This window comes from Aeromonas sp. QDB14 (assembly GCF_027707845.1).
Classification (GTDB): Bacteria; Pseudomonadota; Gammaproteobacteria; order Enterobacterales; family Aeromonadaceae; genus Aeromonas; species Aeromonas caviae.
Window position 1 is genome coordinate 25,554 of record NZ_JAPCJD010000017.1, and the last position, 26,277, is coordinate 51,830.

Sequence of the window (26,277 nt, forward strand, 5' to 3'; positions counted from 1 at the left end):
ACAGCTTGCCGGGGAAAACACCGGGCCGACGCGAGGCCGGCCCGGTGACGAGGAAACACATCGCTCAGATACGGGCTTTGCGCACCTGCTTGTAGCGGTCGAACAGCACGGCGGCGAGCAGGATGAGGCCACGCACCACGTACTGGGCAAACGGGGAGATGTTGAGCAGGTTCATGGCGTTCTCCATCAGCCCCAGGATCAGCACCCCGGCGATGATGTAGGAGATCTTGCCGATCCCCCCCTTCATTGAGACCCCACCCAGCACGCAGGCGGAGATCACCACCAGCTCGAAGCCGATGGAGGTCATGGGCTGACCCGAGGTCATGCGGGATGCGAGGATGATGCCGGCGAGCGAGGCGATGAGCCCGGTCATGGTGAAGATGATGATCTTGGTGCGCACCACGTTGACCCCGGCCAGACGTGCCGCCTCCTCGTTACCCCCCATGGCCAGGGTATTGCGCCCGAAGGTGGTCTTGTTGAGCAGCAGACCGAACAACACGAAGCAGACCGCCGTCAGCCAGATGGGCGTCGGGATGCCGAGCAGGGCGGAGTTGCCAAGCTCGAAGAAGCCCTCCTCCACGATGCCCACTGCCTTGCCGTCGGAAATGATGTATCCCACCCCGCGCGCCATCTGCATGGTGGCAAGGGTGGTGATGAGGGCGTTGATCTTGAATTTGGCAACGACGATACCGTTGATGAGGCCAAAGACAAGGCCCACCGAGAGACCGGCCAGAATGCCGAGGGGGATGCTCTCGGTGGCGTTGATGCCCACCGCACAGGCAACCCCGGAGCAGGCCACCACTGAGCCCACCGACATGTCGAACTCGCCGGAGGCGAGGCAGAACAGCATGCCGCAGGCCACCATGCCCGACATGGAGACGGCAAGCCCGAGCCCCCGCATGTTGATAAGGCTTGCGAAGTTGGGGACCAGCACGCAGGCGAGCAGGAACAGGATGGCGAAGATCACCAGCATGCCGTACTGATCCCAGATGCGGGTCAGTTGCAGGCGGGTACCGCTCGCCGCGGTGTCGTTGGCGGCTTGGCCGACCGAGGTCGTTGTTGTCATGGTATTTCTCCTGAAAATTCCGGGTGCTATCTCGTTGCGGTCAGCAGATCAACGGGCCGGCATGGCCAGATTGAGCGCCTTGACCTCGTTGGCCTCGTCATGGGAAAGCTCTCCGGCGATCTCCCCCTCCCGCATGACCAGGATCCGATCCGCGATGCCCAGCACCTCCGGCAGCTCGCTCGAGACCACCACCACGGCAATGCCCACCTTGGCCAGATCGTAAATCACGTTGTAAATCTCGTTCTTCGCCCCGACGTCGATGCCCCGGGTCGGTTCATCGAGCAGGATCACTTTCATGTCTTCCGACAGCCAACGCCCCAGAATGGCCTTCTGCTGGTTGCCGCCGGAGAGGTTCATGATGGCCTGCTGGGGAGACGGGGTCTTGACCCGCATGTCGCGGATCCGCAGCCTCGCGTTCTCGTCTTCCCACTGCTGGTTGATCCAGAAGCCTCCCCACGCGTGGTGGCGGCGGGCGCTGATGTTGATGTTCTCCTGCACCGAATGGATGGGGATGATGCCAAGCGCCTTCCTGTCTTCGGTGCAGAGCATGATGCCGCTGCGAATGGCGTCGATGGGGCTCTGAATGACCACCTGTTTGCCAAACACCGCTATCTCGCCCCCTCGAGGTGTCTCGGCGCCGAAGATAAGCTTCATCAGCTCGCTGCGCCCGGCCCCCACCAGCCCGAAGATGCCGAGGATCTCCCCGCGTTTCACCTCGAGCGACACCGGCGCCTTGAGGCCGGGCCCCATCAGGTGCTCCACCTTGAGGCCCGTCTCACCAAGCGGCCTTGGGCTGTAGCCATAAATGTCGGTCAGCTCGCGCCCCACCATGGTCTTGACCAGCAGATCCCGGTCCACCTCGGCCATGGAGGCGAAGGTGCGCACGAACTGGCCATCCTTGAACACCGTGATGGCATCGCACAGGGCGAAGATCTCGTCCATGCGATGGGAGACGTAGAGAATGACCTTGCCCTCATCCCGCAACTGGCGGATGACCCGAAACAGCTGCTCAATCTCGCGGGACGACAGGCTGCTGGTCGGCTCGTCGAAGGCGATGATGCTGGCGTCCCGGGTCAGGGCCTTGGCGATCTCCACCATCTGCCACTGACCCAGGGACAGGTACTTGAGCGGCGTCTCGGGGGAGACGTCCATGCCGAGGCGTGCCAGCTGCCTGGCCGCATCCTGATAGAGCTTCTCCCGATCGATGACGCCGCGCCGGGTCGGCAACTGCCCCAGGTAGATGTTCTCCGCCACGCTCATTTCAGGGACCAGGTGCAGCTCCTGATAGATGATGGCGATCCCGCTCTCAAGGGCATCGACCGTGTTTTGGAACACTTTCTCCTGACCCGCCAGCTTCACCACCCCGCGGGTGGGCGCCTGAAAACCGCTCAGGATCTTGAGCAGGGTGGACTTGCCGGCCCCGTTCTCTCCCATCAGCGCGTGTACCGTGCCCTGCTGGCAGGCGAAGGAGACGTTCTGCAGCGCCTTGACGCCGGGAAACTCCTTGCTGATGCCGCAAAACTCCAGATATGGAACTTGATTCATGAGATGACTCCAGCCAGCCGGCACGGCGCACTCCGCCATGCCGGCATGGGTATCAAGGGATGGGGATCACAGCCCTTTCTTTTGCAGCTCGGCCTTGAAGTTGTCGCGGGTGATGAGTACCACGTCGGTCACCTCGGTGAACTTGGCAGGCTCGGCGCCGTTGACGACCCAGTCATGGAGCATCTGGATGCTCTTGTAGCCGTGTACGTCCGGGCTGGGCAGCAGGGAGCCGAGGAAGCCGGTGGCGCTGGACTTGGAGAGCTCGTTCACCGCATCCACCCCGTTGATACCGATGCCGATGACGTTCTCCGCCTTGAAGCCCTGCCCTTCGGTAGCGCGCACGCCGCCGAGCACGGTGTTGTCATTCATGCCGACGATGAGCCAGTTCTTGACCTCGGGGTGTTGCACCAGCATGGAGTTGGCGGCATCCAGCGCCCCCGGAATGTCGTTGCTCTTGGTGGGCGCGCGGAAGATCTGGCCCTCGGGGAAACCGGCGGCCTTGAGCGCGCCTAGGGAGCCCTCGACCCGGCGACGGGCGGTGTCGAGCTCGTCGGCGGTGATGGCGAGCACCCCGGTCGCCTTTACGTCCCACTGGCGCTTTTGCATCTCCTTGTAGAGCTCCTGACCCTGACGCTCGCCAATCTTGGTGGCGGCCATCATCACCAGGGGCACTTGCTCCATGGGCTGGCCCTTGGCGTTGACGAACTGGTCATCCACCGTGATGACCTTCAGATCCATGCTGTTGGCCTTGGCCATGATGGCGGCACCGAGTTTGGGATCAGGGGTACAGATGACGAAGCCCTTGGCGCCATTCGCCGCCAGACTGTCGATGGCATTGAGGGTCTTCTCCCCGTCGGGGACGGCTATCTTGATCACCTCGAAGCCCAGTTCCTTGCCCGCCTTGTCGGCGAAGTTCCACTCGGTCTGGAACCAGGGCTCCTCGGGCTGCTTGACCAGGTAGCCCAGCTTCAGCGCTTCGGCCGAGAAAGCAGAATTTGCCATACCAAGGGCGAACCCCATCGCGATCATGCCTTTAACGATTTTGTTCATGCGAATGTCTCCAACGGTTCTATCAATCCATGTATCCACGCAGTGCTGCTCGTTGAGTCAATCAAGTCGCAGCCATATAAAAACATGCTTAAACAGGACGTTATTGTTGTTGCTGATTGAGCGAACCAAGTTGTAATCGTTTTCACAATTAAAAATGGAGAGCAGGATCACGCCATGAGATTGCAGCCATTTCGTCTATATAATTAGCAATTTCGTCACATATTGAATTTTAGAGAGCCGTCACCCTGTCGCACTGACAGCGTTAAAATCCATATTTCCAGCAGCCAATGGCTAACCGCCCCTCCTGCCCATCTCCTATGGTTCCCCCCAGTCACCCCTCATTGATGGTCAGGAGCACTTATGTCTGAGCACATCGTCATCGGACTCGATTTCGGCAGCGACTCGGTCAGGGCACTCGCCGTGCGCTGCCAGGACGGCGCCGAGCTGGCGACCCATGTCGTCTATTACCCGCGCTGGCAGGCAGGCCACTACTGCCAACCGGTCAACAACCAGTTCCGCCACCACCCCCTCGACTATCTGGAGTCCATGGAGCAGGCAGTGGTGGCGGTGGTGAGCCAGCTCACGCCGAGTCAGCGCACCGCCGTGCGCGGCATCGGGGTGGACAGCACCGGCTCCACCCCCGCCCCCATCGACAGAGAGGGGCGCGTGCTGGCCCTGCGTCCGGAGTTTGCCGACAACCCCAACGCCATGTTCGTGCTGTGGAAGGATCACACCGCCATCGAGGAGGCGGAGGCCATCACCGCCCTGTGCCACGGCGGCCAGTTCCCCGACTACAGCCGCTACATCGGCGGCATTTACTCCTCCGAGTGGTTCTGGGCCAAGATCCTGCACGTCTCCCGCGCCGATGCCGCCGTGCGCGCCGCCGCCTGCAACTGGGTCGAGCTGTGTGACTGGGTCCCCGCCGTCCTGAGCGGCACCCAGGCCCCGGCCACCCTCAAGCGCGGGCGCTGTGCCGCCGGCCACAAGTCCCTCTGGCACCCGAGCTGGGGCGGCCTGCCGCCCGCCGACTTCCTCAATGCCCTGGATCCCCTGCTGACGGAGGATCTCGACTTCCCCCTCTTTACCGGCAGCTGGACCGCCGATCTCCCGGTCGGCACTCTGACCCCGGAGTGGGCGGAGCGGCTGCACCTCTCCTGCGAGGTGGTGATCGCCGGCGGCGCCTTTGACTGCCACATGGGGGCGGTGGGAGCCGGGGCCGGCAACAATGCGCTGGTGAAGGTGATAGGCACCTCCACCTGCGACATCCTGATCGCAGATGAGGCCACCATAGGTGATCGGGCCATTGCCGGGATCTGCGGCCAGGTAGACGGCAGCGTGGTGCCGGGCATGGTGGGGCTGGAGGCAGGACAGTCCGCGTTCGGTGACATCTATGCCTGGTATCAGCGCCAGCTCGGCTGGCCCCTGGACAGCCTCGCCGCCCAGTATCCGGAGCTTCGCACCGCCATCGAGCGCCACAAGCAGGCCCTGTTACCCAGCCTCGCCGCCGCCTGGGATCAGCAGCGCGACCTGGCGCACCTGCCGGTGGTGCTCGACTGGTTCAACGGCCGACGCACCCCCTATGCCAACCAGCGCCTGCAGGGCACCCTCACGGGGATCAACCTCGGCACCGATGCCCCCGATCTCTTCGGTGCCCTGGTGGCCTCCACCGCCTTCGGTGCCCGCAGCATCATGGAGTGCATGACCAGTCAGCAGGTGCCGGTGGAGCAGGTGATCGCCCTTGGCGGCATCGCCCGCAAGTCCACCACCGTGATGCAGACCTGCGCCGACGTGATGAACAGGCCTATCCAGGTGGTGGCCTCGGATCAGTGCTGCGCCCTGGGGGCGGCCATCTTTGCCGCCGTGGCGGCCGGGATCCACGCCGATGTGGCCAAGGCCCAGCACCACATGGCGAGCGCCGTGGAGCGCACCCACCAGCCACACCCCGAGCGGGTCGCCGAGTATGAACGCCTCTACCAGCGCTACCTCGCCTGGGGCGCCGCCGCCGAACCGCTCTACAACCGGGGGGTGCCGGCATGAACCTCAAGACCCTCAAGGATCAGGTGCTCGCCGCCAATCTGGATCTGCCGCGCCATGGCCTGGTGACCTTCACCTGGGGCAACGTGAGCGGCATCGACCGAGAGCGCAATCTGGTGGTGATAAAGCCAAGCGGCGTCAGCTATGAGCGGATGCGGGTCGAGGACATGGTGGTGCTGGATCTGGCGGGCAAGCAGGTGGAGGGGGACCTTCGCCCCTCCTCCGACACCGCCACCCACCTGGTGCTCTATCGCGCCTATCCGGAGCTTGGCGGCGTGGTGCACACCCACTCCACCCATGCCACCGCCTGGGCCCAGGCGGGGCGTCCCATCCCCATTTTCGGCACCACCCAGGCCGACTACTTCCACGGCGAGATCCCCTGCTCCCGCCTGCTCACCCCGGGCGAAGTGGAGGAGGATTACGAGGGGCTGACCGGTCATCTCATCGTCGAAACCCTCAAGCAGACCCCCATCCTCACCATGCCGGGGGTGCTGGTGGCCAACCACGGCCCCTTCAGCTGGGGCAAGAGCGCCGAGGATGCAGTGCACAACGCCGTGGTGCTGGAAGAGGTGGCCCGCATGGCCTGGCTCACCGGCCAGATCAACCCAGGGGCCCGCCCCCTGCCCGATTACCTGCTGGAGAAGCACTACCAGCGCAAGCATGGCAAACACGCCTATTACGGCCAGACAAAAGCCTAAAAGAGGACAAACTCATGGAATTGATGAAACAGCTGGAAGTGTGGTTCCTGGTCGGCAGCCAGCACCTGTATGGCGCCACCACATTGAAGCAGGTGGCCGATCACGCCCACACCATCGCCAGCCAGCTCAACGAGGGGGCGAACCTGCCCCTCAAGATAGTGCTCAAACCCACCGGTACCACCCTGGATGAAATCAGCGCGGTGGCCCGGGATGCCAACCACGACGAGCGCTGCGCCGGGCTCATGGTGTGGATGCACACCTTCTCCCCCGCCAAGATGTGGATCCCGGCGCTGAGCCAGTTGCAAAAGCCCCTGCTGCAATTTCACACCCAGTTCAACCGGGATCTCCCCTGGAGCGAGATCGACATGGACTTCATGAACCTGAACCAGACCGCCCACGGCGGGCGCGAGTTCGGCTTCATGGGGGCCCGCCTGCGGCTGCCGCGCACCGTGGTGGTGGGTCACTGGCAAGATGAAGAGGCCAGACAGAAGATTGGCAACTGGATGCGCATCGCCGCCGCCATCCACGACAGCCGCCACCTCAAGATCGCCCGTTTTGGCGACAACATGCGCAACGTGGCGGTCACCGAGGGCGACAAGATTGAGGCCCAGATCCAGTTCGGCTATCAGGTGAACTACCACCCGGTCGGCGATCTGGTCAAGGTGATCGATGCCGTGCCCGAGAGCGACATCGAGGCGCTGCTGGCCGAATATGAAGCGACCTACACCCTGACCGAGGCGGTGCTGGCGGGTGGGCCGCTGCGTGCCTCCTTGTACGAGGCGGCGCGCCAGGAGCTGGGGATGAAGAAGTTCCTCACCGACGGCGGCTTTGGCGCTTTCACCACCACCTTCGAAGATCTCTATGGTCTGCACCAGCTGCCGGGCCTCGCCTGCCAGCGTCTGATGGAGCAAGGCTTCGGATTTGGGGCAGAAGGGGACTGGAAGACAGCGGCCCTCTTGCGCACCCTGAAAGTGATGGGATATGGCCTTGCGGGGGGTGCCTCCTTCATGGAGGACTACACCTACCATCTGGAAGCGGGCAACAACCTGGTGCTGGGGGCCCACATGCTGGAGGTCTGCCCCTCCATCGCCGCAGGCAAACCCGTGCTGGACGCCCAGCACTTAGGCATAGGCAAGAAGGCCGATCCGGCCCGCCTGCTGTTCGCGGCCCCGGCGGGCAAGGCGGTCAACGCCAGCCTCATCGATCTCGGCAACCGCTTCCGCCTGGTGGTCAATCAGCTGGAAGTGGTGGACCTGCCAGAGGCCATGCCGAAACTCCCGGTGGCCAGCGCCCTGTGGAAACCCCTGCCGGACCTGCAGACCAGCGCCGAGGCCTGGATCCTGGCGGGCGCCGCCCACCACTCGGTGTTCACCCAGGCGGTGGACATCGAGCAGCTGCGCACCTTCGCCGACATCATGGGTATCGAGTTTGTGGTCATCGACGAGCACACCCGCATCCCCGCGCTCAAGGAGCAACTGCGCTGGAACGAGGTCTACTACAAGATCTGCCAGTGACCCTTTAATCGGCCAGCGGCCATCACCATGACTGTATGGAGATGGTATTCACCTGACAACAGCCCCGCCCGCGGGGCTGTTTCATTTCGCGTCCCTCAGGGATGACCCTCCCCCTCCAGCAGCCAGTGACAGACTCGCTGCACCCCGTGGCGCTGGCTGTCGGGCCGGGCGATCAGGGCGTATTCGTGATCCGTCTCCAGCACGGGGGCAAAGGGAGCGACCAGGGCGCCGCTCTCCAGCTCCTCGGCCACTATGGTGGGATCCCCGAGAGAGAGGCCAAACCCCTGCAAGGCGGCATTCATCGCCAAGTCCAGGGTATCGAACAGCTGCCCCCCCTGGGGCTGCCAGGGGATGTCGAGGAAGGCGGCAAACCAGTTGCGCCAGTCCCGCCTATCGGCGCTGGCATGGATGAGGGGCAGCAGGGGCAGCTCGTTCAGGTCGCGCTCGAACAGACGATGCTTGGCAGCAAACGCCGGGGCGCAGACCGGGGTCAGCCGTTCCCGAAACAGGGGCTGGCTGTGGGGATAGCGCCCCAGGCAGGGCTGGTAGACGATGGCGAGATCGAAGGGCTCCCGGGAGAAGTCGATGCCATGGCTGTGGCTGCCACGCACCTCCACCGCCTCCCCCTCGAACGCCTGCAACCGCCGCAGCAGCCAGCGGCTGGCGCAGGAGGGCACCTTGATGCTGATGGCCTGTTCGTGGGGCAGGGCCTGCAAGGCGCTGAGCCCCTCCCCCATGCGGGCCAGCCCTTCACGAACGAAAGGCAGCAGCCGCTCGGCGGCGGGGGTCAAGGTGAGGCAACGGGTGCCGCGCACGAACAACAGGTGGCCCAGGCGCGCCTCCAGCTGGGCGATCTGCTTGCTCACCGCCCCCTGGCTCACGCACAGCTCGTCGGCGGCCAGGGTAAAACTCAGGTGGCGGGCAGAACACTCGAAGACCTGCAGGCCATAGAGAGGCAACTGAGTACGCGGCTGGGTAGACAACATGACAAGCCTCCATGCTTGAGAAAAACTCATGCGTACCATGCCGAATAATCCGTTGTCCGGCAAGCCTTGGGGGGGCTAAAAAGGGACCTCTTTCACACACGCAGGTGACGGCCCCATGTCCATCCCCCAGGTTTCCAGCAAACTGCCCCAGGTGGGCACCACCATCTTCACCGTGATCGGGGATCTGGCCGCCCGCCACCCCAGCATCAACCTCTCCCAGGGGGCGCCGAGCTTCCCCTGCGATCCCGAGCTCATCCGGGTGACCCACGAGGCCATGCTGGCCGGTGAAAACCAGTACGCCCCCATGACGGGGCTGCCTGCCCTGCGCGAACAACTGGTGGCCAAGATTGCAGCCAGCTACGGCCATCACTATGACGCGGGCGAGGAGATCACCATCACCGCCAGCGCCAGCGAAGCCCTGTTCTGCGCCATCACCGCCCTGGTTCACCCCGGCGACGAGGTGATCATGTTCGAGCCGGCGTTTGACAGCTACCGCCCCATGATCCAGTTGCAGGGAGCCACCCCTGTGGTGATCGCCCTCAAGGCGCCGGATTTCGCCATTCCCTGGGACGAGGTGGCCGCCCGCATCACCCCCCGCACCCGCATGATAGTGCTCAACACCCCCCACAACCCCACCGGCACCGTCTGGCAGGCAGGGGATCAGGAGCGCCTCGCCCGCCTGGTGCGCGGCACCGACATCCTGATCCTCTCGGACGAGGTGTACGAGCACGTGGTGTTCGACGGCGCCCTGCACCAGAGCGTCATCCGCTATCCGGAGCTGGTGGAGCGCTCCGTCGCCGTCTTCTCCTTCGGCAAGACCTTCCACGTCACCGGCTGGCGGGTGGGCTACTGCGTGGCTCCCCGTCCCCTGATGGAGGAGATCCGCAAGGTGCACCAGTTCGCCATGTTCGCCGCCGACACCCCCATGCAGTACGGCTTCGCCCACCTGTTGCAGCAACCGGCCCACTATCAGGGGCTGGCAGCCTTCTACCAGCGCAAGCGTGACCTGCTCGCCTCGGCCCTGGCCGGTTCGCGCCTGACCCTGCTCCCCTCGGCGGGCAGCTTCTTCATGCTGGCGAGCTATGAGCGGGTAAGCGACGAGCCGGACAGCCTGTTCGTGCAGCGGCTCATCCGCGATCACGGGGTCGCCACCATTCCGGTCTCCGCCTTCTATCACGACGGCACGGATCAGCGGGTCATCCGCCTCTCCTTCTCCAAGGATGACGACACCCTGCTGGCGGGCGCCGAGCGCCTGTGCGCCGTCTAGGGGGCACCATGGATTCACTGCGCGTTGCCGTCCTTCAGATGGTCTCCGGGGATGACCTTGACCACAACCTGGCCCAGGCCGAAGCGTTGCTGCGTCAGGCGGCGGCCGAGGGGGCCGAGCTGGCCCTGCTGCCCGAATATTTCTACCTGATGCCGGTCGATGAGCGGGCGCGGGTGGCCCTGGCCGCCCCCGTTGGCAATCACCCCCTGCTTGCCTGGGTACAGGGGCTGGCCCGGGAGATCGGCGTCTGGATCCTGGCCGGTACATTGCCGCTTGCCAGCCACGAGCCCGGCAAGATGCACAACAGCAGCCTGCTCATCGACCCGCAAGGGCAGCTCGCAAGCCGCTACGACAAGCTGCACCTGTTTGGCTTTTGCACCGGGCAGGAGCAGTATGACGAGGCCGCGACCATGACCCCGGGCCGGGAGGTGGTGAGCCATCCCCTGCCTTGGGGCGTGCTGCGCCTCGGGATCTGCTACGACCTGCGCTTCCCGGAGCTGTTTCGCCTGGGGCCCGCCCCCGATTTCATCGCCCTGCCCGCGGCCTTCACCCACACCACCGGGCTCGCGCACTGGGCGCTGCTGCTGCGGGCCCGTGCGGTAGAGAACCTGGCCTTCGTGTTTGCCAGTGCCCAGGGGGGACACCACCCCGGTGGGCGGCGCACCTTCGGCCACAGCATGATCATCGATCCCTGGGGCCGGATACTGGCCCAGGTAGAGGAGGGTCAGGGCATGGCCATCGCCACCCTGGATCTGGCAGCACAGCGCACGGTGCGCAGCCAGTTGCCGGCCCTCACCCATCGCAAGATAGCCGTCGGCCCTTGAGGCCGGCACCCTTTAGCACGCTAGGAATGACACCACACTTCAAGGGACTGACCATGAAACTCAACACACTGATGATGCTGATGGCCCTGGCCACCGCCGGCCAGGCCGCCGCCAAACCCCTGGTGATCGCCACCGACGCCACCTATCCCCCCTTCGAGATGGTCGACAGCAACGGCCAGCTCGGCGGCTTCGAGGTTGATCTCGCCTATGCCCTGTGCGCGGCCATGAAGACCGAGTGCGAGGTGATCAACCAGCCCTGGGATGCCCTGCTGCCCGGCCTGCAGGTGCGCAAGTACGACGCCATCATGTCCTCCATGAACATCACCGACGAGCGGCGCCAGAAAGTGGACTTCAGCCAGGTCTACTACATGATGCAGAACCGCTTCGTGGGGCGCAGCGACAAGGCGGCCGACTTTGCAGACGATCCGGCCCACTTCAAGGGCAAGGTGATCGCGGTGCAGGAGGGCACCCCCCAGGACAACTTCGTCACCGCCCGCTATGGCGAGGTGGCCAAGATCAAGCGCTACGTCAATGCCCAGTCCCCCATGCTGGATCTGCAGTCCGGCCGCGCCGACTACACCTTCGGCAACATGGTGCAGTTGAAGGTGGGCTTCCTCGACAAGGAGATGGGCAAGCAGTTCGCCTTCGTCGGTCCCCAGTTCAACGGCACCCAGGACAAGATCCTAGGAGAAGGGGTGGCGGTGGCCCTTCGCAAGCACGATGACAAGCTCAAGGCCCGCTTCGATGCCGCCATCGAGAGCGTCAAGGCCGACGGCACCTTCAACACCCTGCTCAAGAAGTACCAGCTCGAAGATCTGCTCTGATCCCGGCATGTCGGCCCCCTGGACAGTTGCAAGGGGCCATGGCAACAGGGCGGCCATTGGCCGCCCTGTGTCGTTTTCCCGGCCTCTCGCCGTTATTGGGCCAGGCCCAGGTGCCCGGCAATCTGCTGGTACAGGGTCTGGTAGTTGTCGTCGAAGTGGTGGGAGCCCGGCAGAGTCACCGTCGTCACGTTCGGCTGCTGCAAGCGCGGACAGAGTTTGACCGGGGAGTCATCCTCCGCGCCCTGCACGCAGAGCAGCGGCAGAGTCTGGATCCGTGTCACCTCCGGCAGGGTGGGATAGCGGCCCCCCTTGTCGTGCACCACCATGTCGCTGACGTGGATCTCGAAATCCGACGCCGTCGAGGGGGAGAGCATCACGGCCCCCGCCAGGCTGTCGCGATAGGCCTGCGGCAGACGATTGATGACGAAGGGCACTATCTCGGCACCAAAGGAGAAACCCACCAGCAACCAGCGCTGGCGCCCCCAACGGGACTGGTACTCGGTGAGGATGCGCACCAGATCCGCCGTCGCCTGCTCCGGCGTCTTCTTCTTCCAGTAATAGGAGAGCGAGCTCCAGCCCACCACCGGCATGCCGTGGGCCTGCAACTGGGCGCTGAGCCCCTTGTCCAGCGCCGCCCAGCCGCCATCCCCGCTCATGAAGACCACCATGGGGGAAGACGAGGCTTGTGCCACGGGCAACTCCACCAGCCCCAGATCCGCACCGACCCGGCCCGGCTGGGCGGCCACCGCCGGGAGGGTGAACGAGGAGACGAAACAGCAAATCAACAGCAACAACATGGCTCTCATGGGCCAACTCCTATTTCTTCATGAGCCCGAAGGGGCCGTGACTGATGAGGGAGACGAGGTGAGTCAGGGTGCGGGGCAGCACCAGATGACCGGTACAGAGCAGGTAGCGGGGCTCCCACCTTGGGCCGAACTTCTCCTTGTAACGCCGCAATCCCTGGAAGTTGTAGAAACGGCTGCCCCGGGTGAACAGGGTGTTGCCAAGGCGGGCCCAGTAACCGCCGAGGGGGTTGTCGTTGAAGCCTGACATGGGGGCCATCCCCAGGTTGAAGCTGGCATAACCCTCCTGCTTGCCCCACAGCAGGAGCTCGACAAACAGGAAATCCATGACGGGCGCCGCCCCCGTGTCCAGGCTGTAGCGCATCAGATCGATGGAGAGGCTCTCCTTTTTGTCGCTGGTCCAGAGGTTGGCAAACCCGACGATCTGTCCCTCCCGCCGCACCAGCGCCATCGGGTTGAGGGTGAGGTAGGCAGGATCGAAACTGCCCACGGAGAAGCCCTTCTCCCTGCCCTGCTTGCTGTGCAGCCAGCTGTCGGAGATCCCCTTCAACTCGGGCAGCAGGGGGGCAATCTCACCGGGAGCCACCACCTCGAAGCGCAGCCCTTCCCGCTTGCCCTTGGCATGGCTCTGGCGCAGGTTGCGCAGGCGACTGCCGGTGAGATCGAAGCTCGGCAGATCCACGATGGCCTCCTCCCCCAGCTTGAAGGGGATGAGCCCGAGATCCAGATAGACAGGCAGATATCGGGCCGACACCTGGTAGAAGACCGGGCTGACGTCGTGCTCGTCACAGCGCTCGCGAAACTGCCAGAGCAGCTCCTCCACGAGGGAGGGCTGGCCGACGGGATCCCCCATCACTATCCAGCTGCTGCCCTCGGCCCCGTACATGAGGAAGGCCTCGCCGCTGGGGTGGAACAGCAGGGACTTGTCCCCGAGCTGGGCCAGGTAGCCGTGGCCTCCCCCTGCCCGCATCACCAGCCCATGGGCACGGGAGAGCGCCTCGGCATCCGGCTTGCCGGCGGCCAGGCGCAAGGGGGCCAGCAGATGGGCCACCCCGACCACCGCCAGCACCCCGATGACGCTCCCCATGGCGCGCAGGGCACGGGAAGCGGCCCCGGGTCCGTGGGCCGAGACGTGCAGCCAGAGGGAAGGGTCGTACTCCACATGGCGGTAGGAGAAGAGCAGCAACCACAAGGCCCCCAGCAGCACGGCTCCCACCGACATCAGCCAGGAAGGGGTGAACCGGGCGTGAAGCAGGGAACCCTTGCGATAAAAGAGAGGGCGGCAGGGGGTGATGATGAGCAAGAAGCCCCCGAGCAGCAGGGCCGACTCCCAGTCAAACCCCTTGAATAGGGAGAACAGCATGCCAAGCCCCAGCAGCCACTGGGTGATCCTGAATGCCCCGTCATGACGGCGGTAGAGGCTGTGGGCCAGCAACAGCAGCAACACGCCGCTGACACTGCCGAGCACATGGGAGAGCTCCAGCAAGTGCAGGGGCAGCACCTGCAGGAAGGCTTCAATCCGCCCCTTCATGGTCGGGATCATCCCGGAGCAGAGCAGCAGGGTGCCCGCCGCGAAGGTGCCCATGCTCACCAGGGCGGGCACGAACTCCCGGGTCGCCATCATCACCCCCTGCAACCGGTGCAGGCGGGCCCGCTGTTGCAGCAGCTCCTGACCTGCGAACAGCAGCAGAGCACAGAGGAAGGGCAGGAAGTAGTAGACGCAGCGGTAGATAAGCAGGGAGGCGAGCAGCTTGTCCACCGGCAGATAGTGGGTGAGCAGCAGGCTCATGCTCGCCTCGAAGACCCCGATGCCCCCCGGCACATGGGCCAGCACCCCGAGCAGGCTGGAGAGCACGAAGGCACTGAGCAGCACCGGATAGGGCACGCTGCCCGATGGCAGCAGCACATAGAGCACGGCGGCGGCGGCCATCCAGTCGAGCAGGGCGATGAGCAGTTGCAGCAGGCGGTATCTGATGCGCGGCAGGAACAGCAGGTGCCCGCGCCAGACTAGGGCTGTCCCCGGCCACACCAGATACGCCAGCACCGTCAGCAGGGCCAGGCCCCCCGCCAGTTGCAACAACCCGGTCGCCCAGCGGGGCCAGTCCACCAGCAGGGCCGCCCCCTGCCCCAGCAGCAGGGCACTGCCCCCCCAGCCCAGCAGACCAAGGAAGAAGGTGATGGAGCAAAAGAGGATTACCCTGGCCACCTCCCCGGTGCCAAGCCCCAGGGAGGAGTAGAGCCGGTAGCGTACCGAGGAGCCGGTGAGCAGCGCAAAGCCCAGGGTGTTGGAGAAGGTGTAGGCGATGAAGGAGGTCATCCCCACCTGCTGCCAGGGCAGGCGTTTTTCCAGCACCTTCAGGGCCAGCAGATCGTAGCAGCAGAGGCAACCATAGCTGAGCAGGGTGAGCAGCAGGGCGCCCCCCAACTGCGGCAAGGGTTGTGACCAGATGGCCTGGCGGATGTCGTGCCAGTGCCACAGGTGGGTCAAATGATAGAGGACGGTCAAGGCCGCCCCCAGCAGCAGCAGGCTGCACAGGGGGCCTATCCAGATCAACAGCTGACGCCGCATTCAAGATTCCTGTCAAAAAGCGTGGAGAAAGAGAGCCTCCGAAAGCGGGCGGACAAGGCGCCCTCCCGGAGTGACTCCCCCACAGGCGGCGCGTGACGCCGCACGTTCACGGGGGCAATCCCATGATTTACCAGGCCCTGCCCGCTCGCCACTTTTCTTCTGTAACCTTATGTACAGGCAGACAAAACATCCCCGTCCGGGATAGAGGCAGGAGACGCCATGACACCCTCTCCCCTGATAAGACGCTTCCCCCAAAACGCCCAGGGGCGCGATCTGGCCGTCGGCGACATCCACGGCCACTTCTCCCTGTTGCAGCAGGCCCTCGACACCCTGGATTTTGATCCCGCCCGGGACCGTCTCTTCAGCGTCGGGGATCTGGCGGATCGCGGGCCCGAGTGCAGCGAGGTGATCCACTGGTTGGCCAGGCCATGGTTTCACCCGGTCTGCGGCAATCACGACGACTACGTCTGCCGTTACGAGAGTTGCGATCGGGAGAACTGGGTCCGAAACGGCGGCGGCTGGTTTCAGCAGCTGACCCCTGCCGAGCAGGCGGCGTTCGCCGTCTTCTACCGCAGCCTGCCCCTGGCCATCGAGGTGGCCACCCCGGCCGGTCCGGTCGGGCTGCTTCACGCCGATTGCCCCTTCTCCTCCTGGCAGGGGCTGCTGGACCAACTCGATGCCGGGGTGAGCGGCGGACGGCTTCGGGCCATCAAGAACGTCTGCCTCTGGTCAAGGCGCCGTATCGAACGGCTGGACGAGAGCGGGGTCGCGGATCTCGCCGCCCTGGTGGTGGGCCACACCCCGGTGAGGGTGCCGGTGCGCCTTGGCAACGTCCACTACATCGACACCGGCGGCTGGTACCCAGACGAAGGCGGCTACTTCACCCTGCTGGACCTCAATACCCTGACTCCTCACTTTCCCCAGCCCTGAGCCGGACCGATGGGATGACCAGGCTCACGGACAACGCCCACTGCCCATTAAAGCGCCAGGCGAACGCCCCGGACTTCGCTCTGCCAGCGCGATGGTTTACCATGCAGGCAATTGCGGTGCATGGCACCCCCACCCAGGCGCCAGGCGCCGCCGTCATCGGATACTCCTTTCGAGCAACATGAGCACATCAGCGCACCCGGCCAGCGGGCCCACGTTCTACTTTCATGACTACGAGACCTTCGGCATCAGTCCGGCCAAAGACAGGCCGGCGCAGTTCGCGGGCATTCGCACCGACGCCGATTTCAACGTCATCGGGGAGCCCCTGGTCATCTATTGCAAGCCGCCGGCGGATTATCTGCCGGAGCCGGAGGCCTGCCTCATCACCGGTATCACGCCGCAGAAGGCGATGAAGGACGGATTGTGCGAGGCGGACTTCATCCGCCAGATCCACGGGGAGTTCGCCACCCCGGGCACCTGCGTGCTGGGCTACAACAGCATCCGCTTCGATGACGAGGTGACCCGCTACACCCTCTATCGCAACTTCTACGACCCCTATGCCTACGCCTGGCAGAACGGCAACTCCCGCTGGGACATCCTCGACATGCTGCGGGCCTGCTACGCCCTGCGCCCCGAAGGGATAGAGTGGGCCTTTGACGAGGAGGGCAAGCCGAGCTTCCGACTGGAGAAACTGACGGTGGCCAACGGCGTGGCCCACGCCAACGCCCACGATGCGCTCTCCGACGTGCTGGCCACTATAGAGATGGCCAAACTGGTGAAGAAGGCCCAGCCCAAGCTGTTCGGCTATCTCTTTGAGCTGCGCAACAAGAACAAGGTGAAGGCCCTCATCGACGTGGTGACCATGAAGCCCCTGGTGCACGTCTCCGGCATGTTCTCCCCCTGGCAGGGGTGCGCGAGCTGGGTGTCGCCGCTCGCCTGGCACCCGAGCAACCAGAACGCGGTGATCATGGTGGATCTGACCCGCGACCCCACCCCCCTCATCGAGCTCACCAGCGAGGAGATCAGGGAACGCCTCTACACCAGGAAAGAGGACTTGGGGGAGCTGGCGGCCATTCCGGTGAAACTGGTACACATCAACAAGTGCCCGGTGCTGGCCCCTGCCGCCACCCTGACGGCGGAGCGCGCCGACGAGCTGGGCATCGATCGGGAGCAGTGCCGCAAGAGCCTGGATCTGCTGCGCGCCCACCCCGAGGTGCGGGAAAAACTGGTGGAGGTGTTCAACCAGGAGTTTGCAGGCCAGAGCGATGCGGATCCCGATACCCAGCTCTACGCCGGCTTCTTCGGCCACGGCGACAAATCCACCATGGATCTGGTGCGCGCCACCCCGGCGGATCTGCTGGGGGAGCGGGAGTTTGCCTTCACAGATCCACGGCTGCCGGAAATGCTGTTCCGTTACCGCGCCCGCAACTGGCCCCACACCTTGAGCGAAGCGGAGCAGAAGCGCTGGCGCCTGCACTGCAGCGACTACTTCAGCCGCCGCCTGCCGGATTATGTGCCGCGCCTGGAAGCCCTGGCGGAACAGAACCAGGGGAACGAACGGAACTTTGCGATTCTAAAGAGTCTCTATCACTACCTTGAAAATCTGTGAGATGTGAGCCGTTTCACAGTTAAAAACCAATGCGTTTCCCCAGCTCGCGACATAATGGGCAGGGAGCCCAAGCTCCTGATAGTGTGAATATTTAGATGCGCTGACGGCATGGATGCCGTGCTTTCGACTGTTGGGGAACTCTCGTTTTATGCGTTCAGCTCTGCCTGCTTTGACACTCGTCGTCTGTGCCCTGCTGCCCCAGGCCGCCCTCGCTGGCGCCCGGTTCGAGGTGCCAGACTACCTCTTGCGCCTGCCGGAGCAGACCTACCGGCTCATCGAGCACAACTTCAGCACCCTCTACCAGCAGACCGACTTCACCCCGCAAATCACCAACAGCTATTTCAACCACTCGGATCTCTACCGCTTCGCCGGCATTCCCCTGGCCATCACGCCGCAAAACGGCTTCCAGATGGAGGTGTTCGGCCAGCTCTACAACAAGTCGTCCCAGATCTATGCCCAGATGAGCCAGGATCTCTCCCTCTATCGCACCCTGCGGGTGGACATGATGGGGGATCAGAGCGACGAGATCGCCATCGGCATGGGGCTCGGCATCCCCCTGACAACCCGCCTCACCGTCAAGGCGCTCGCCTCCAGCAACGAGATCCCGGGCTATGGCTCCGCCAATTACGCCATCGGGATGGAGTGGCACTTCTAGAGACCATTTCGCCACGTAAAAAAGGCTCCCGAGGGAGCCTTTTTGCAGTGCAACGCCATCAGGGGTAGCGGATCACCGCCCCCTGCCCCCCTTGCAGCACCAGGGTGCTCCCCAGGGGCGTCTCGTCCCAGAAGTCCGTGCCCCCCGGCGCCAACGGGAACTCGCAGGCGTGCTCCCCCCAGTTGAACAGGCAGAGCAGCTCGCCGCCCCCGGGCAACGCCACCCGCCCGCGCTCGAATGCCATCCCCTCGAAGCGGGCCGCCGGGGTGCGCGCGGCGCACAGGGCGAGCAGCTTGCCAAGGCGCGCCCCTTGCGCCTCGTCCAGATCCTGCAATCTGTCCCCCGCCAGCACCATGCCACCGCTCGCCACCAGGGCGGCCAGGTGGAAGTCGTACTCGGCGCGGCTCCCATGCTGGCCCGGGATATCCCGCAGGCAGACGCAGTCGGGGTCCAGCACCCAGAGCCGCTCGTGCTGCCAGGCGCGGCAAAAGGCTTCTCGCGCTATCTGGCGAAAACGGGGGCCCTGGCGCTCCACGTCATCGCTGACCCGCATGCCGTGCACCATGCCGAGGCTCGGCCACAGCGGTGCATTGCAGCCGAGCAGGAAGGCCCCCTCCCCGGCGCCGCGCAGGATGGCTGCCATGCCGCGCCGATAGGCCTCCACCCTAGTGGCGGCGGGGTCGTGGAAGCGACCACCGTGGATGGCCCCCCAGAAGTTGGCATCGAGCTTGAAGTAGTGGATGCCCCACTGGGTACGCAGGGTGCGAAATACCTGCTCCAGGTGCGTCTGCACCTCGGGGTGGGTGCCATCCAGCACGTACCAGGGGGTGCAGCGCCAGCCCCCGTAGGTGACCCGCTCCGAGGGGAGCGGCAGGCCATCCTCCCCTTTCACGAACCAGTCAGGGTGCTGCTGGAACACTCGGGAGCCGGGCTCGGCGATAAAGGGGGCGACCCAGAGCGCAGGCTCGCAACCGGCGGCGCGGATCTCCCCTGCCAGGGCCGCCACCCCCTCCTCGAACTTGGCGGAAGGGGTGAGCCAGTCCCCCATCCTGGCCTGATAGCCGTCATCTATCTGGACGTAGCGCAGGGCCGGGAAACGCTCGGCCCGCACCGCCAGGTTCTCGCGAATGTCCGCCGCGCTCACGTTCGCGTAGTAGTGATACCAGGAGCACCAGCCGCTCGGGCGCGTGGGCACCTCCCCCACCAGGGAGCCGTGCTCGGCGGCGATATGCTGCACCAGCGTCGCGAGCAGGGCCTCCCTGTCCGGCCCCTCCAGGCAGATCAGCGCCTCACTCTGCCAGTACTCACCCGGCGCCAGGGTGCGCCCTTCGGTGTTCATTACGATCTCGAGGCGCCCGTCGGGATGGAGGCGAAACTCCCCGCCAAAGCGCTGGCAGCTCGCAAAGGCCAGCAGCAGCCAACCCCCCTCCTGCGCCACCAGCAGCAGGTTGTGCACCGTGTGGTAGCCATGATCGGCGGTGATGCGATAGACAGACGCATCGGGGCAGCGGCCCAGGTGCTCGGGGGCATTCCAGCGTCCCCCGGTCTGGGCCAGCATCTGGAACCCCTCCCCGTAGATGGCCGCGTCGGGCGCAAGTCCGAGATCCCCCTCAAACAGCCGCCAGTGGTGGACGGCCTCGGACTGCTTCCCGGTGTTGTCGAGCCTCACCCGGCAAAGCGGCCCCTCCCACTGGCGGGTTTGCAGCAGGGTGTCAGGGAAGGCGGGATCGGCGGGCAGTTGGCGCAACCGGGCCAGGAGAGAGGGTGTCGACATGGGAACTCCTTCTTGTGAATGGGGTTGAAGCCGGGCAATTGTATCCCCTGCGGGCCAGTTGACCCTGTTCCCTCCCCCCCGTGCCTGTTAAACTGCGACCTCGCTCACACTTGCCAAGATGAGGCCCCCGTGCTGCTGCAACGCACCCTGCGCTACCTTCGTGATTTTCTGGTCATCATCGCCTGTCTGCTGGCAGGCAAGGCCGTGGCGGCCATCCTGCCCTTCGCCTTCCCCGGCAGCATCATCGGCATGCTGCTGCTGTTCGTGCTGCTCTCTTTGCAGATCGTCCGCTTCTCCTGGGTCGAGCTGGGGGGCGGCCTGCTGCTGCGCCACATGGGGGTGCTGTTCGTGCCGGTGGCGGTGGGCCTGGTGGCCTGGCTCGAGCCCCTGCGCCAATCCTTCGGTCTCATCATGCTCTGCGTCGTGCTCGGCATCGTGCTCATCCTGGGCGCGGTCGGCCACCTCTATCAAAGGATGAACAAGCCATGATCCTCTGGTTCGCCCTGCCCCTCACCCTGGCCCTCTATTTCATGACTCGGGCCCTCTACCGCCGCCTGCCCTGGCCCGTCATCAATCCGGTGCTGATCCCCACCGCCGTCATCATCGGCCTGCTGCTCTGGCTCGATCTGCCCCTGGATCAGTACCAGCAGGGGGCCTCGCCCCTGACCGCCCTGCTGGAACCCGCCGTGGTGGCCCTGGCCCTGCCGCTGTACCAGCAGGCGCGCCAGATCCGCGACAAGCTCACACCCATCCTGGCCTGCACCCTCACCGCGGTGCTCATCTCGGTCTGTACCACCCTGGGGGTCGGCCACCTGATGGGGGCGGATCCGGCGCTGCTCGCCTCCATCGCCACCAAGTCCATCACCACGCCGCTCGCCATGAGCGTCAGCCAGTCCCTCGGCGGCATTCCCGCCATCGCCGCCGCCGTGGTGGTGGTGGTGGGGATCCTGGGGGCCCTGGCGGGCTACCCCCTGCTCAAGCTGATGCGGGTCACCGACCCCGAGGCCCAGGGGCTCGCCATGGGTGCCTGCGCCCACGCCATCGGCACCGCCGCCTCCGCCGAGCAGGGGGTGACCCAGGGCGCCTTCTCGTCGCTGGCCATGGTGGTGTGCGGTGTGCTGACCGCGGCCATCGCCCCCCTGCTGTTCGCCCTCTACCACTGGCTGACCTGATCCCCGCTGCCGTGGCCGCCCCTGCGGCCATGGCCTCTGTGCCCTTTCACCGTTTCCATCCGATACCCTCGCCTCCCTGATGCCGGGAGCTGGCGCACAGATTGCGAAAGACAAACGTTTCCTTTACCATCCCCGCCCCTTTGCCCATCAAGGCGTGAGCGCGCTCACACAATTCGCCGCGCTTGCTCCCTACAATGGCCCCCCAATTGGCCTTTGAGGACACAGTATGCATCCCCGCTTTGCCAAGCCATTCGAGACCCTTTCCGCCCCGCTCCAGGCTGCCCTGCTGCCCATGCTGGGGGACGATTTCCAGGCCCGTTTCACCCCGGACCAGGTCGCGACCCTGAAAGCCGCCACCGGGCTGGATGACAGGGCCCTGCGTCTGGCCTTGCTGCCGCTGGCGGCCGCCTGCTCGGTGGCCCCCATCTCCAGGTTCTTCGTCGGCGCCATCGCCTGCGGCCTGAGCGGCACCTGGTACTTTGGCGCCAACATGGAGTTCGCGGGCCAGGGGCTGTTCCACTCGGTCCACGCCGAGCAGTCCGCCATCTCCAACGCCTGGCTGGGTGGCGAGACCGGGATCTCCGAGATCACCGTGAACTACACCCCCTGCGGCCACTGCCGCCAGTTCATGAACGAGCTGAGCACCGCCAAGACCCTGAAGGTCTCCCTGCCGGACGATCTCAGCGAGCTGCAATCCTTCCTGCCCCACTCCTTCGGCCCCGCCGATCTCGAGATCACCGATGCCCTGATGAGCCCCCAGGCTCACGACGAGCTGGTGCTCGAGAGCGACGACCCCCTGTGGCAGGCTGCGCTCGCCGCCGCCCGCCAGAGCTATGCCCCCTACAGCCAGGGCTATGCCGCGGTGGCGCTGCAGTTCGAGGACGGGCGCATCTTCTGCGGCCGCTATGCCGAGAACGCCGCCTTCAACCCGAGCCTGCCGCCGATGCAGATGGCCTGCGCCCACGCTGTGCTGGGTGGCGAGGATCTCGCCACCGTGCGCCGCGCCGTGCTGCTGGAGAGCAAGGATGGCCAGATCAGCCAGCGGGATTCGGCCCAGTCCACCCTGAAGGCCCTGGGCTCGGTCGAGCTTGAGTACAAAGCCGTCTGACCCCGGCATCCGCCAACGGGAAGGGGAGCTGCGGCTCCCCTTCTTGCTCTCTGCGGCTCTCATCCTGCCCCTCACCCCCCTTTCTCTGCGCCTCTGGCGCCGTGCATCAGATGCCCCCCTGCCCCATGTGAGGGCGGTCTCCCTCCGATGACCTTATTGGCAGACCTCCTCTGCGGCAGCGGGAAGCCCAGGTTAAGGGGCCAATGCCCCACCCCGCCCCTTGCGGCCCCCGTGTGTGACCTCAAGATGCATTTGCCCAGCCACTGGGATCACCCCTCTCCATGGATTTTGCAAATACCTTTCCCTGCCGTTCCCTCGACGCGGGGCGGTATGACGGCGGCGGGAAACGTCGGGGAAGGGGTCAATGCCCCAGCCCCCTGTCGGCTGCTTCCCCCCTGAAATACAGCGGGGGAGCCACTGGCTCCCCCGACTGTCATTGATGTGGCCGATATGGCGGCACCGACCCCTGTCAGGACTCCCACAGGATGCGCTGACTGCCGGACCAGCGCTCGCCGATGTCCGCGTACTTCTGCTCCAGCAGGTGGCGGCGGATCTTCATGGTGGGGGTCAGCACCCCGTTCTCGATGTTCCAGGGGGTCTTGACCACCAGGATGCCGCGCAGGCGAGCATGGGATTCCAGCTTGTCGTTGACCCGGTTGAGGGCGGCCTCCAGCTGGGCTTCCACCCCGGCCTTGTCCCCCTTCATGGCGCTCTCGGCGAGCTGCACCAGGGCGACCGGCTGCGGCATGCCGTAGCCGATGACGCAGAGCTGCTCGATGATGGGCTCCTGCCCGAGCATCCCCTCGATGGGCACCGGGGCCACGTACTTGCCCTTGGCAGTCTTGAAGACGTCCTTCATGCGGCCGGTGATGGTGAGGTAACCCTCCCGGTCCAGCTTACCCATGTCACCGGTGTGCAGCCAGCCGTCGGCGTCGATGGCCTCTGCACTGTGCTCGGGATCCTTGTAGTAGCCCACCATCATGCCGTCGCAGCGACAGAGGATCTCCCCCTCGTCGGAGATCTTGATGGTCACCCCGGGCCCGGCCTTGCCGACGGTGCCTATCTTGTCCGCCCGGAACGGGTAGTTGAGGGTGGAGTAGGCGTGGTTCTCGGTCATGCCCCATGCCTCGGTGATCTCGAGGCCGATGCTGTGGTACCACTCCAGCAGCGCCGGGGCCACCGGCGCCGAGCCGCAGCCCAGCACCCGCGCCTGATCCAGCCCCAGCCCCTTTTGCAGCTTGCTCTTGATGAGGCTGGAGACGAGGGGGATCTTGAGCAGCAGCGCCAGCTTTTTCTGGGGCAGCTTCTCGTGGATCTTGATGCGGAACATGGCCCAGAGCCGCGGCACCGAGATGAAGACGGTGGGACGGCAGCGCTTGACGTCCTCGATGAAGGTGTCGAGGGACTCGGGGAAGGCGATGGTGGCACCGCTGAACAGGCTGCCGCCGTAGATGTAGACCCGCTCGGTGATGTGGGCAAGGGGCAGGTAGGAGAAGCCGCGATCCTCGGCGGTGAGGGAGACCGCCTCCACCAGCTTCTCGCAGGACCAGGCGTAGCGCTCCACGCTCAGCATGGCCCCCTTGGGCTTGCCGGTGCTGCCGGAGGTGTAGACCAGGCTCAGCAGGGCATCCGGCGCCTGCACCGGGCTGTCCGGGATGGGGTCGTATTGCGCCAGCAGATCGTCCCACTGGTGGGCGGCCGGCATGGTGTCGTAAGGCAGGGCGATACGCAGCAGATCCCCGGGCACCCCCGCCTCCTGGCTCTTCCAGTCGTCCAGCTTGCCGACGAAGATCGCCCTGGTTTCGCTGTGGCGCAGCACGTATTCGATGGTGTCGACGTTGGCGGTGGGGTAGATGGGCACGCTCACGTATCCCCCCATCTGCATCGCCAGATCGGCGATGAACCACTGGGCGCAGTTCTTGGAGAGCAGGGCCACCTTGTCATCGGGCACCAGGCCCAGGGCGCGCAGTGCCGTCACCATGCGCCGCGCCTCGTCGGCAACCTCACCCCAGGTGAAGTCGACGTATTCGCGGTGGATGGTCTGACGCAGGTAGATTCGGTCGGGACACTGCCGCTCCCAGTGATAGAGCATCTCGAGCGGCAGTCTGGTGGCAATGCGTGAGGTGGAGGCCATGGTTTAATCCCTGAAACAAAAGGCGAGCCTCATTATTAACCTTTTGATAACACTCAGGGAAGCAGATTACTTAAACTTGTGTTTGAACTGCGAATGGGATCAAGCTTCCGCCTGGGCCTGCAGACGCTTCCACATCTCCTGCACCAGCACCTCGTCCTGCTCGGAGAGCTCACCCTGCAAGATGGCCTCGTTCAGGCTGCGCAGCACATAGCTCTTGACGTCCCGCACCAGGGTCTTGCCCTCCAGCTCGGCGCGCGCCACCGCAAGGGAGATGTGCCCTCGCAGATAGCCACCCGCAAACAGCTCGTCTTCGCTGGCCGTGGCGACCATGGCGTCGATCAGTCCCAACAACTTGTGTTCAAAATCGTGAATCGTCATTTAACGCAGCCTCATTTCCGGGGTTGCCGGCAAAAAATTCGGGGAGTGGAACCGCGATCCGGTTGATCGCGGCTCTCTGGCGCCAGGCCAGCCGCATCCTTGATGTCCTATTCCGGGTTGGCCACCGGGTAGATGACCTGATCCTTGTATCCCGTGGTTATGCGCAGATAACCACTCAACGACCGGTTCAGTGCCGGATCGTCGGTGTCCACCAGCAGCGGACGGCCTTCTAGCGCCGCCAGCTTGGCTTTGGTGGCGAGCACCTGGATATGCTCGCGCCCGACGGCCCGGATCACGTCTGGACTCAATTGCTGATTTCCGCGCCCGAACAGATGTCCCTGACCGCCGATCAGGGTGATGATCAGACGGCAGCGACGGCCGCGGATCCGGGTCAGGATCTCGGCGGCGCTGAGATCCTGCCCGATAAGTTGGCCATTTTCCACCAGATCCACACCGAGCAAGGTATTTTCCAGACCCAGCTCACCCATGCAGGCGGCCACCGTGCTCCCCGACCCCATCAGGTAGAGGGTATCGGGCTCCATCTGCTCCACCACACCGGCGGCAAGATCGGCGAGCACCAGCTCCTCGGACTCCCGCCCCCCCTGCTTGACCGCCTGCACGTAGCGCAGATCCCCGGGCACCAGCAGCTGCCCGTAGTGGCGGGCGCGCACCTTGCCGGCGCGAAACGCCTCCTCGTCGATGTCCATCACCTCCGCATCCACCAGGCTCAGGAGCTCCCCTGCGATCATTCTGGCCGCCACCCGGCCGCTTGCCGCCGGCGTCACCCCGTAGACCCCGGAGTGGATTTTGCACCCCGCCGGGATGCCGAGCACATGGCAGGACTCCCCCACCGCCGCGCAGATGTCACGGGCGGTGCCATCGCCACCGGCGAAGAGCAGCAGATCCACCCCGGCATCGCGCAGGGCCAGGGCGGCGGCCCGGGTATCCTCGGCGCTCGTCTGCGCCCCGGCAGGCCGATGGACGATGCGATGGGGCAGCCCGAGCTCTGCGGCGAGGTCGGCCCCCATCTCTTCGGCCACCGTCAGCAGCTCGAATGACGTGGTCAGCTCGCACAGGGGCAACAGGGCCTGGCGGGCCCGCTCCCGGGCCTTGGGGACGGCCCCGCGCGCCAGCGCCTCGGCGACCATACCGTCACTGCCCTTGAGACCGACGTCCCCGCCGATGCCGGCGACGGGGTTGATGATGAGCCCTAATCGAAACATGTTTCCCTCCTGTTGGATCGCCGCCATTTTTATCTTTTCCCGCCACTGGGACAAGCCATGACCCCCCTGCTAAAATGCGCGACTTCTACCTCAATCACTGTTCAACCAAGGTTCAAT

At 65.0% G+C, this 26,277-nt stretch carries 22 protein-coding genes; 12 read left to right on the top strand and 10 right to left on the bottom strand.

The annotated features are described in order from the left end of the window. Nucleotides 1–64: 64 nt before the first annotated feature. The 3 genes from araH to PG887_RS07970 form a co-directional block, all read right to left on the bottom strand. The gene (araH, locus tag PG887_RS07960) at nucleotides 65–1,066 is read right to left on the bottom strand and encodes an L-arabinose ABC transporter permease AraH (RefSeq protein ID WP_010674477.1); all 1,002 of its coding nucleotides are present in this window, start codon (nucleotides 1,064–1,066) and stop codon (nucleotides 65–67) included. A 48-nt stretch (nucleotides 1,067–1,114) separates the two neighbouring features. Next, entirely contained in the window at nucleotides 1,115–2,611 is a 1,497-nt protein-coding gene (araG, locus tag PG887_RS07965) for an L-arabinose ABC transporter ATP-binding protein AraG (protein ID WP_104455820.1), read from the bottom strand. A gap of 66 nt (nucleotides 2,612–2,677) precedes the next feature. Continuing rightward, nucleotides 2,678–3,661 (bottom strand): arabinose ABC transporter substrate-binding protein, encoded by a 984-nt coding sequence (locus tag PG887_RS07970; RefSeq protein WP_010674475.1) that lies wholly within the window; start codon nucleotides 3,659–3,661, stop codon nucleotides 2,678–2,680. 360 nt (nucleotides 3,662–4,021) lie between these two features. Between PG887_RS07970 and PG887_RS07975 the strand changes: the two genes are divergently transcribed. From PG887_RS07975 to araA, 3 genes are read left to right on the top strand one after another with little or no spacing between them, the layout of a single operon-like run. Continuing rightward, entirely contained in the window at nucleotides 4,022–5,698 is a 1,677-nt protein-coding gene (locus PG887_RS07975) for a ribulokinase (RefSeq protein ID WP_010674474.1), read from the top strand. Continuing rightward, entirely contained in the window at nucleotides 5,695–6,393 is a 699-nt protein-coding gene (locus PG887_RS07980; protein WP_010674473.1) for an L-ribulose-5-phosphate 4-epimerase, read from the top strand. The genes PG887_RS07975 and PG887_RS07980 overlap by 4 nt, the downstream gene beginning before the upstream one ends. Before the next feature lie 14 nt (nucleotides 6,394–6,407). Next, a complete protein-coding gene (gene araA, locus PG887_RS07985) occupies nucleotides 6,408–7,907 on the top strand; it encodes an L-arabinose isomerase (protein ID WP_010674472.1) in 1,500 nt (499 codons plus the stop codon). 95 nt (nucleotides 7,908–8,002) lie between these two features. Here araA and PG887_RS07990 read toward each other — a convergent pair whose 3' ends face one another. Further along, nucleotides 8,003–8,893, bottom strand: coding sequence for a LysR family transcriptional regulator (locus PG887_RS07990; RefSeq protein WP_103254854.1), 891 nt, complete (start codon nucleotides 8,891–8,893; stop codon nucleotides 8,003–8,005). Nucleotides 8,894–9,008: 115 nt separating this feature from the next. Between PG887_RS07990 and PG887_RS07995 the strand changes: the two genes are divergently transcribed. Genes PG887_RS07995 through PG887_RS08005 form a run of 3 tightly spaced genes read left to right on the top strand, consistent with a single transcriptional unit; the run spans nucleotide 9,009 to nucleotide 11,808 of the window. Then, the gene (locus PG887_RS07995; RefSeq protein ID WP_270821438.1) at nucleotides 9,009–10,160 is read left to right on the top strand and encodes a methionine aminotransferase; all 1,152 of its coding nucleotides are present in this window, start codon (nucleotides 9,009–9,011) and stop codon (nucleotides 10,158–10,160) included. Nucleotides 10,161–10,168: 8 nt separating this feature from the next. Continuing rightward, nucleotides 10,169–10,984, top strand: a complete 816-nt coding sequence (locus PG887_RS08000; RefSeq protein WP_270821439.1) for a carbon-nitrogen hydrolase family protein — start codon at nucleotides 10,169–10,171, stop codon at nucleotides 10,982–10,984. 53 nt (nucleotides 10,985–11,037) lie between these two features. Continuing rightward, nucleotides 11,038–11,808, top strand: coding sequence for an ABC transporter substrate-binding protein (locus PG887_RS08005; protein WP_041211345.1), 771 nt, complete (start codon nucleotides 11,038–11,040; stop codon nucleotides 11,806–11,808). Nucleotides 11,809–11,900: 92 nt separating this feature from the next. Here the strand turns inward: PG887_RS08005 and PG887_RS08010 are convergent, their stop codons facing one another. Together PG887_RS08010 and mprF are read right to left on the bottom strand one after the other, a co-directional pair. Continuing rightward, nucleotides 11,901–12,614: an AcvB/VirJ family lysyl-phosphatidylglycerol hydrolase gene (locus PG887_RS08010; RefSeq protein ID WP_270821440.1), complete on the bottom strand. Its 714-nt coding sequence runs from the start codon at nucleotides 12,612–12,614 to the stop codon at nucleotides 11,901–11,903. A 10-nt stretch (nucleotides 12,615–12,624) separates the two neighbouring features. Next, entirely contained in the window at nucleotides 12,625–15,180 is a 2,556-nt protein-coding gene (mprF, locus tag PG887_RS08015) for a bifunctional lysylphosphatidylglycerol flippase/synthetase MprF (protein WP_270821441.1), read from the bottom strand. Between the two features lie 219 nt (nucleotides 15,181–15,399). Between mprF and PG887_RS08020 the strand changes: the two genes are divergently transcribed. From PG887_RS08020 to PG887_RS08030, 3 genes are all read left to right on the top strand, one after another. After that, the gene (locus PG887_RS08020) at nucleotides 15,400–16,110 is read left to right on the top strand and encodes a metallophosphoesterase (RefSeq protein WP_270821442.1); all 711 of its coding nucleotides are present in this window, start codon (nucleotides 15,400–15,402) and stop codon (nucleotides 16,108–16,110) included. 178 nt (nucleotides 16,111–16,288) lie between these two features. Then, the gene (gene sbcB, locus PG887_RS08025; protein WP_270821443.1) at nucleotides 16,289–17,716 is read left to right on the top strand and encodes an exodeoxyribonuclease I; all 1,428 of its coding nucleotides are present in this window, start codon (nucleotides 16,289–16,291) and stop codon (nucleotides 17,714–17,716) included. Nucleotides 17,717–17,864: 148 nt separating this feature from the next. Then, complete coding sequence (locus PG887_RS08030) at nucleotides 17,865–18,371, top strand: hypothetical protein (RefSeq protein ID WP_266141363.1); 507 nt, start codon at nucleotides 17,865–17,867, stop codon at nucleotides 18,369–18,371. 58 nt (nucleotides 18,372–18,429) lie between these two features. Here the strand turns inward: PG887_RS08030 and PG887_RS08035 are convergent, their stop codons facing one another. Then, nucleotides 18,430–20,145, bottom strand: a complete 1,716-nt coding sequence (locus tag PG887_RS08035) for a glycoside hydrolase family 36 protein (RefSeq protein ID WP_270821444.1) — start codon at nucleotides 20,143–20,145, stop codon at nucleotides 18,430–18,432. A gap of 129 nt (nucleotides 20,146–20,274) precedes the next feature. Between PG887_RS08035 and PG887_RS08040 the strand changes: the two genes are divergently transcribed. The 3 genes from PG887_RS08040 to cdd all read left to right on the top strand — a co-directional run bounded on the left by PG887_RS08040 (nucleotide 20,275) and on the right by cdd (nucleotide 22,425). Further along, on the top strand, nucleotides 20,275–20,634 hold the full coding sequence (locus tag PG887_RS08040) for a CidA/LrgA family protein (RefSeq protein WP_010674461.1): 360 nt from the start codon (nucleotides 20,275–20,277) through the stop codon (nucleotides 20,632–20,634). Next, a complete protein-coding gene (locus PG887_RS08045; RefSeq protein WP_041212945.1) occupies nucleotides 20,631–21,317 on the top strand; it encodes an LrgB family protein in 687 nt (228 codons plus the stop codon). The genes PG887_RS08040 and PG887_RS08045 overlap by 4 nt, the downstream gene beginning before the upstream one ends. 226 nt (nucleotides 21,318–21,543) lie before the next feature. Further along, nucleotides 21,544–22,425 (top strand): cytidine deaminase, encoded by an 882-nt coding sequence (gene cdd, locus PG887_RS08050; RefSeq protein WP_010674459.1) that lies wholly within the window; start codon nucleotides 21,544–21,546, stop codon nucleotides 22,423–22,425. Between the two features lie 469 nt (nucleotides 22,426–22,894). On the opposite strand, the gene PG887_RS08055 is transcribed toward cdd, so the two are convergent. From PG887_RS08055 to PG887_RS08065, 3 genes are all read right to left on the bottom strand, one after another. Next, complete coding sequence (locus PG887_RS08055) at nucleotides 22,895–24,559, bottom strand: AMP-binding protein (RefSeq protein WP_270821445.1); 1,665 nt, start codon at nucleotides 24,557–24,559, stop codon at nucleotides 22,895–22,897. A gap of 99 nt (nucleotides 24,560–24,658) precedes the next feature. Continuing rightward, nucleotides 24,659–24,937, bottom strand: coding sequence for a YfcL family protein (locus tag PG887_RS08060; RefSeq protein ID WP_010674457.1), 279 nt, complete (start codon nucleotides 24,935–24,937; stop codon nucleotides 24,659–24,661). 107 nt (nucleotides 24,938–25,044) lie between these two features. Then, nucleotides 25,045–26,160 carry an ATP-NAD kinase family protein gene (locus PG887_RS08065; RefSeq protein WP_104455811.1) on the bottom strand — a complete coding sequence of 372 codons (1,116 nt, stop codon included), beginning with the start codon at nucleotides 26,158–26,160 and terminating at the stop codon, nucleotides 25,045–25,047. Between the last annotated feature and the right edge of the window lie 117 nt (nucleotides 26,161–26,277).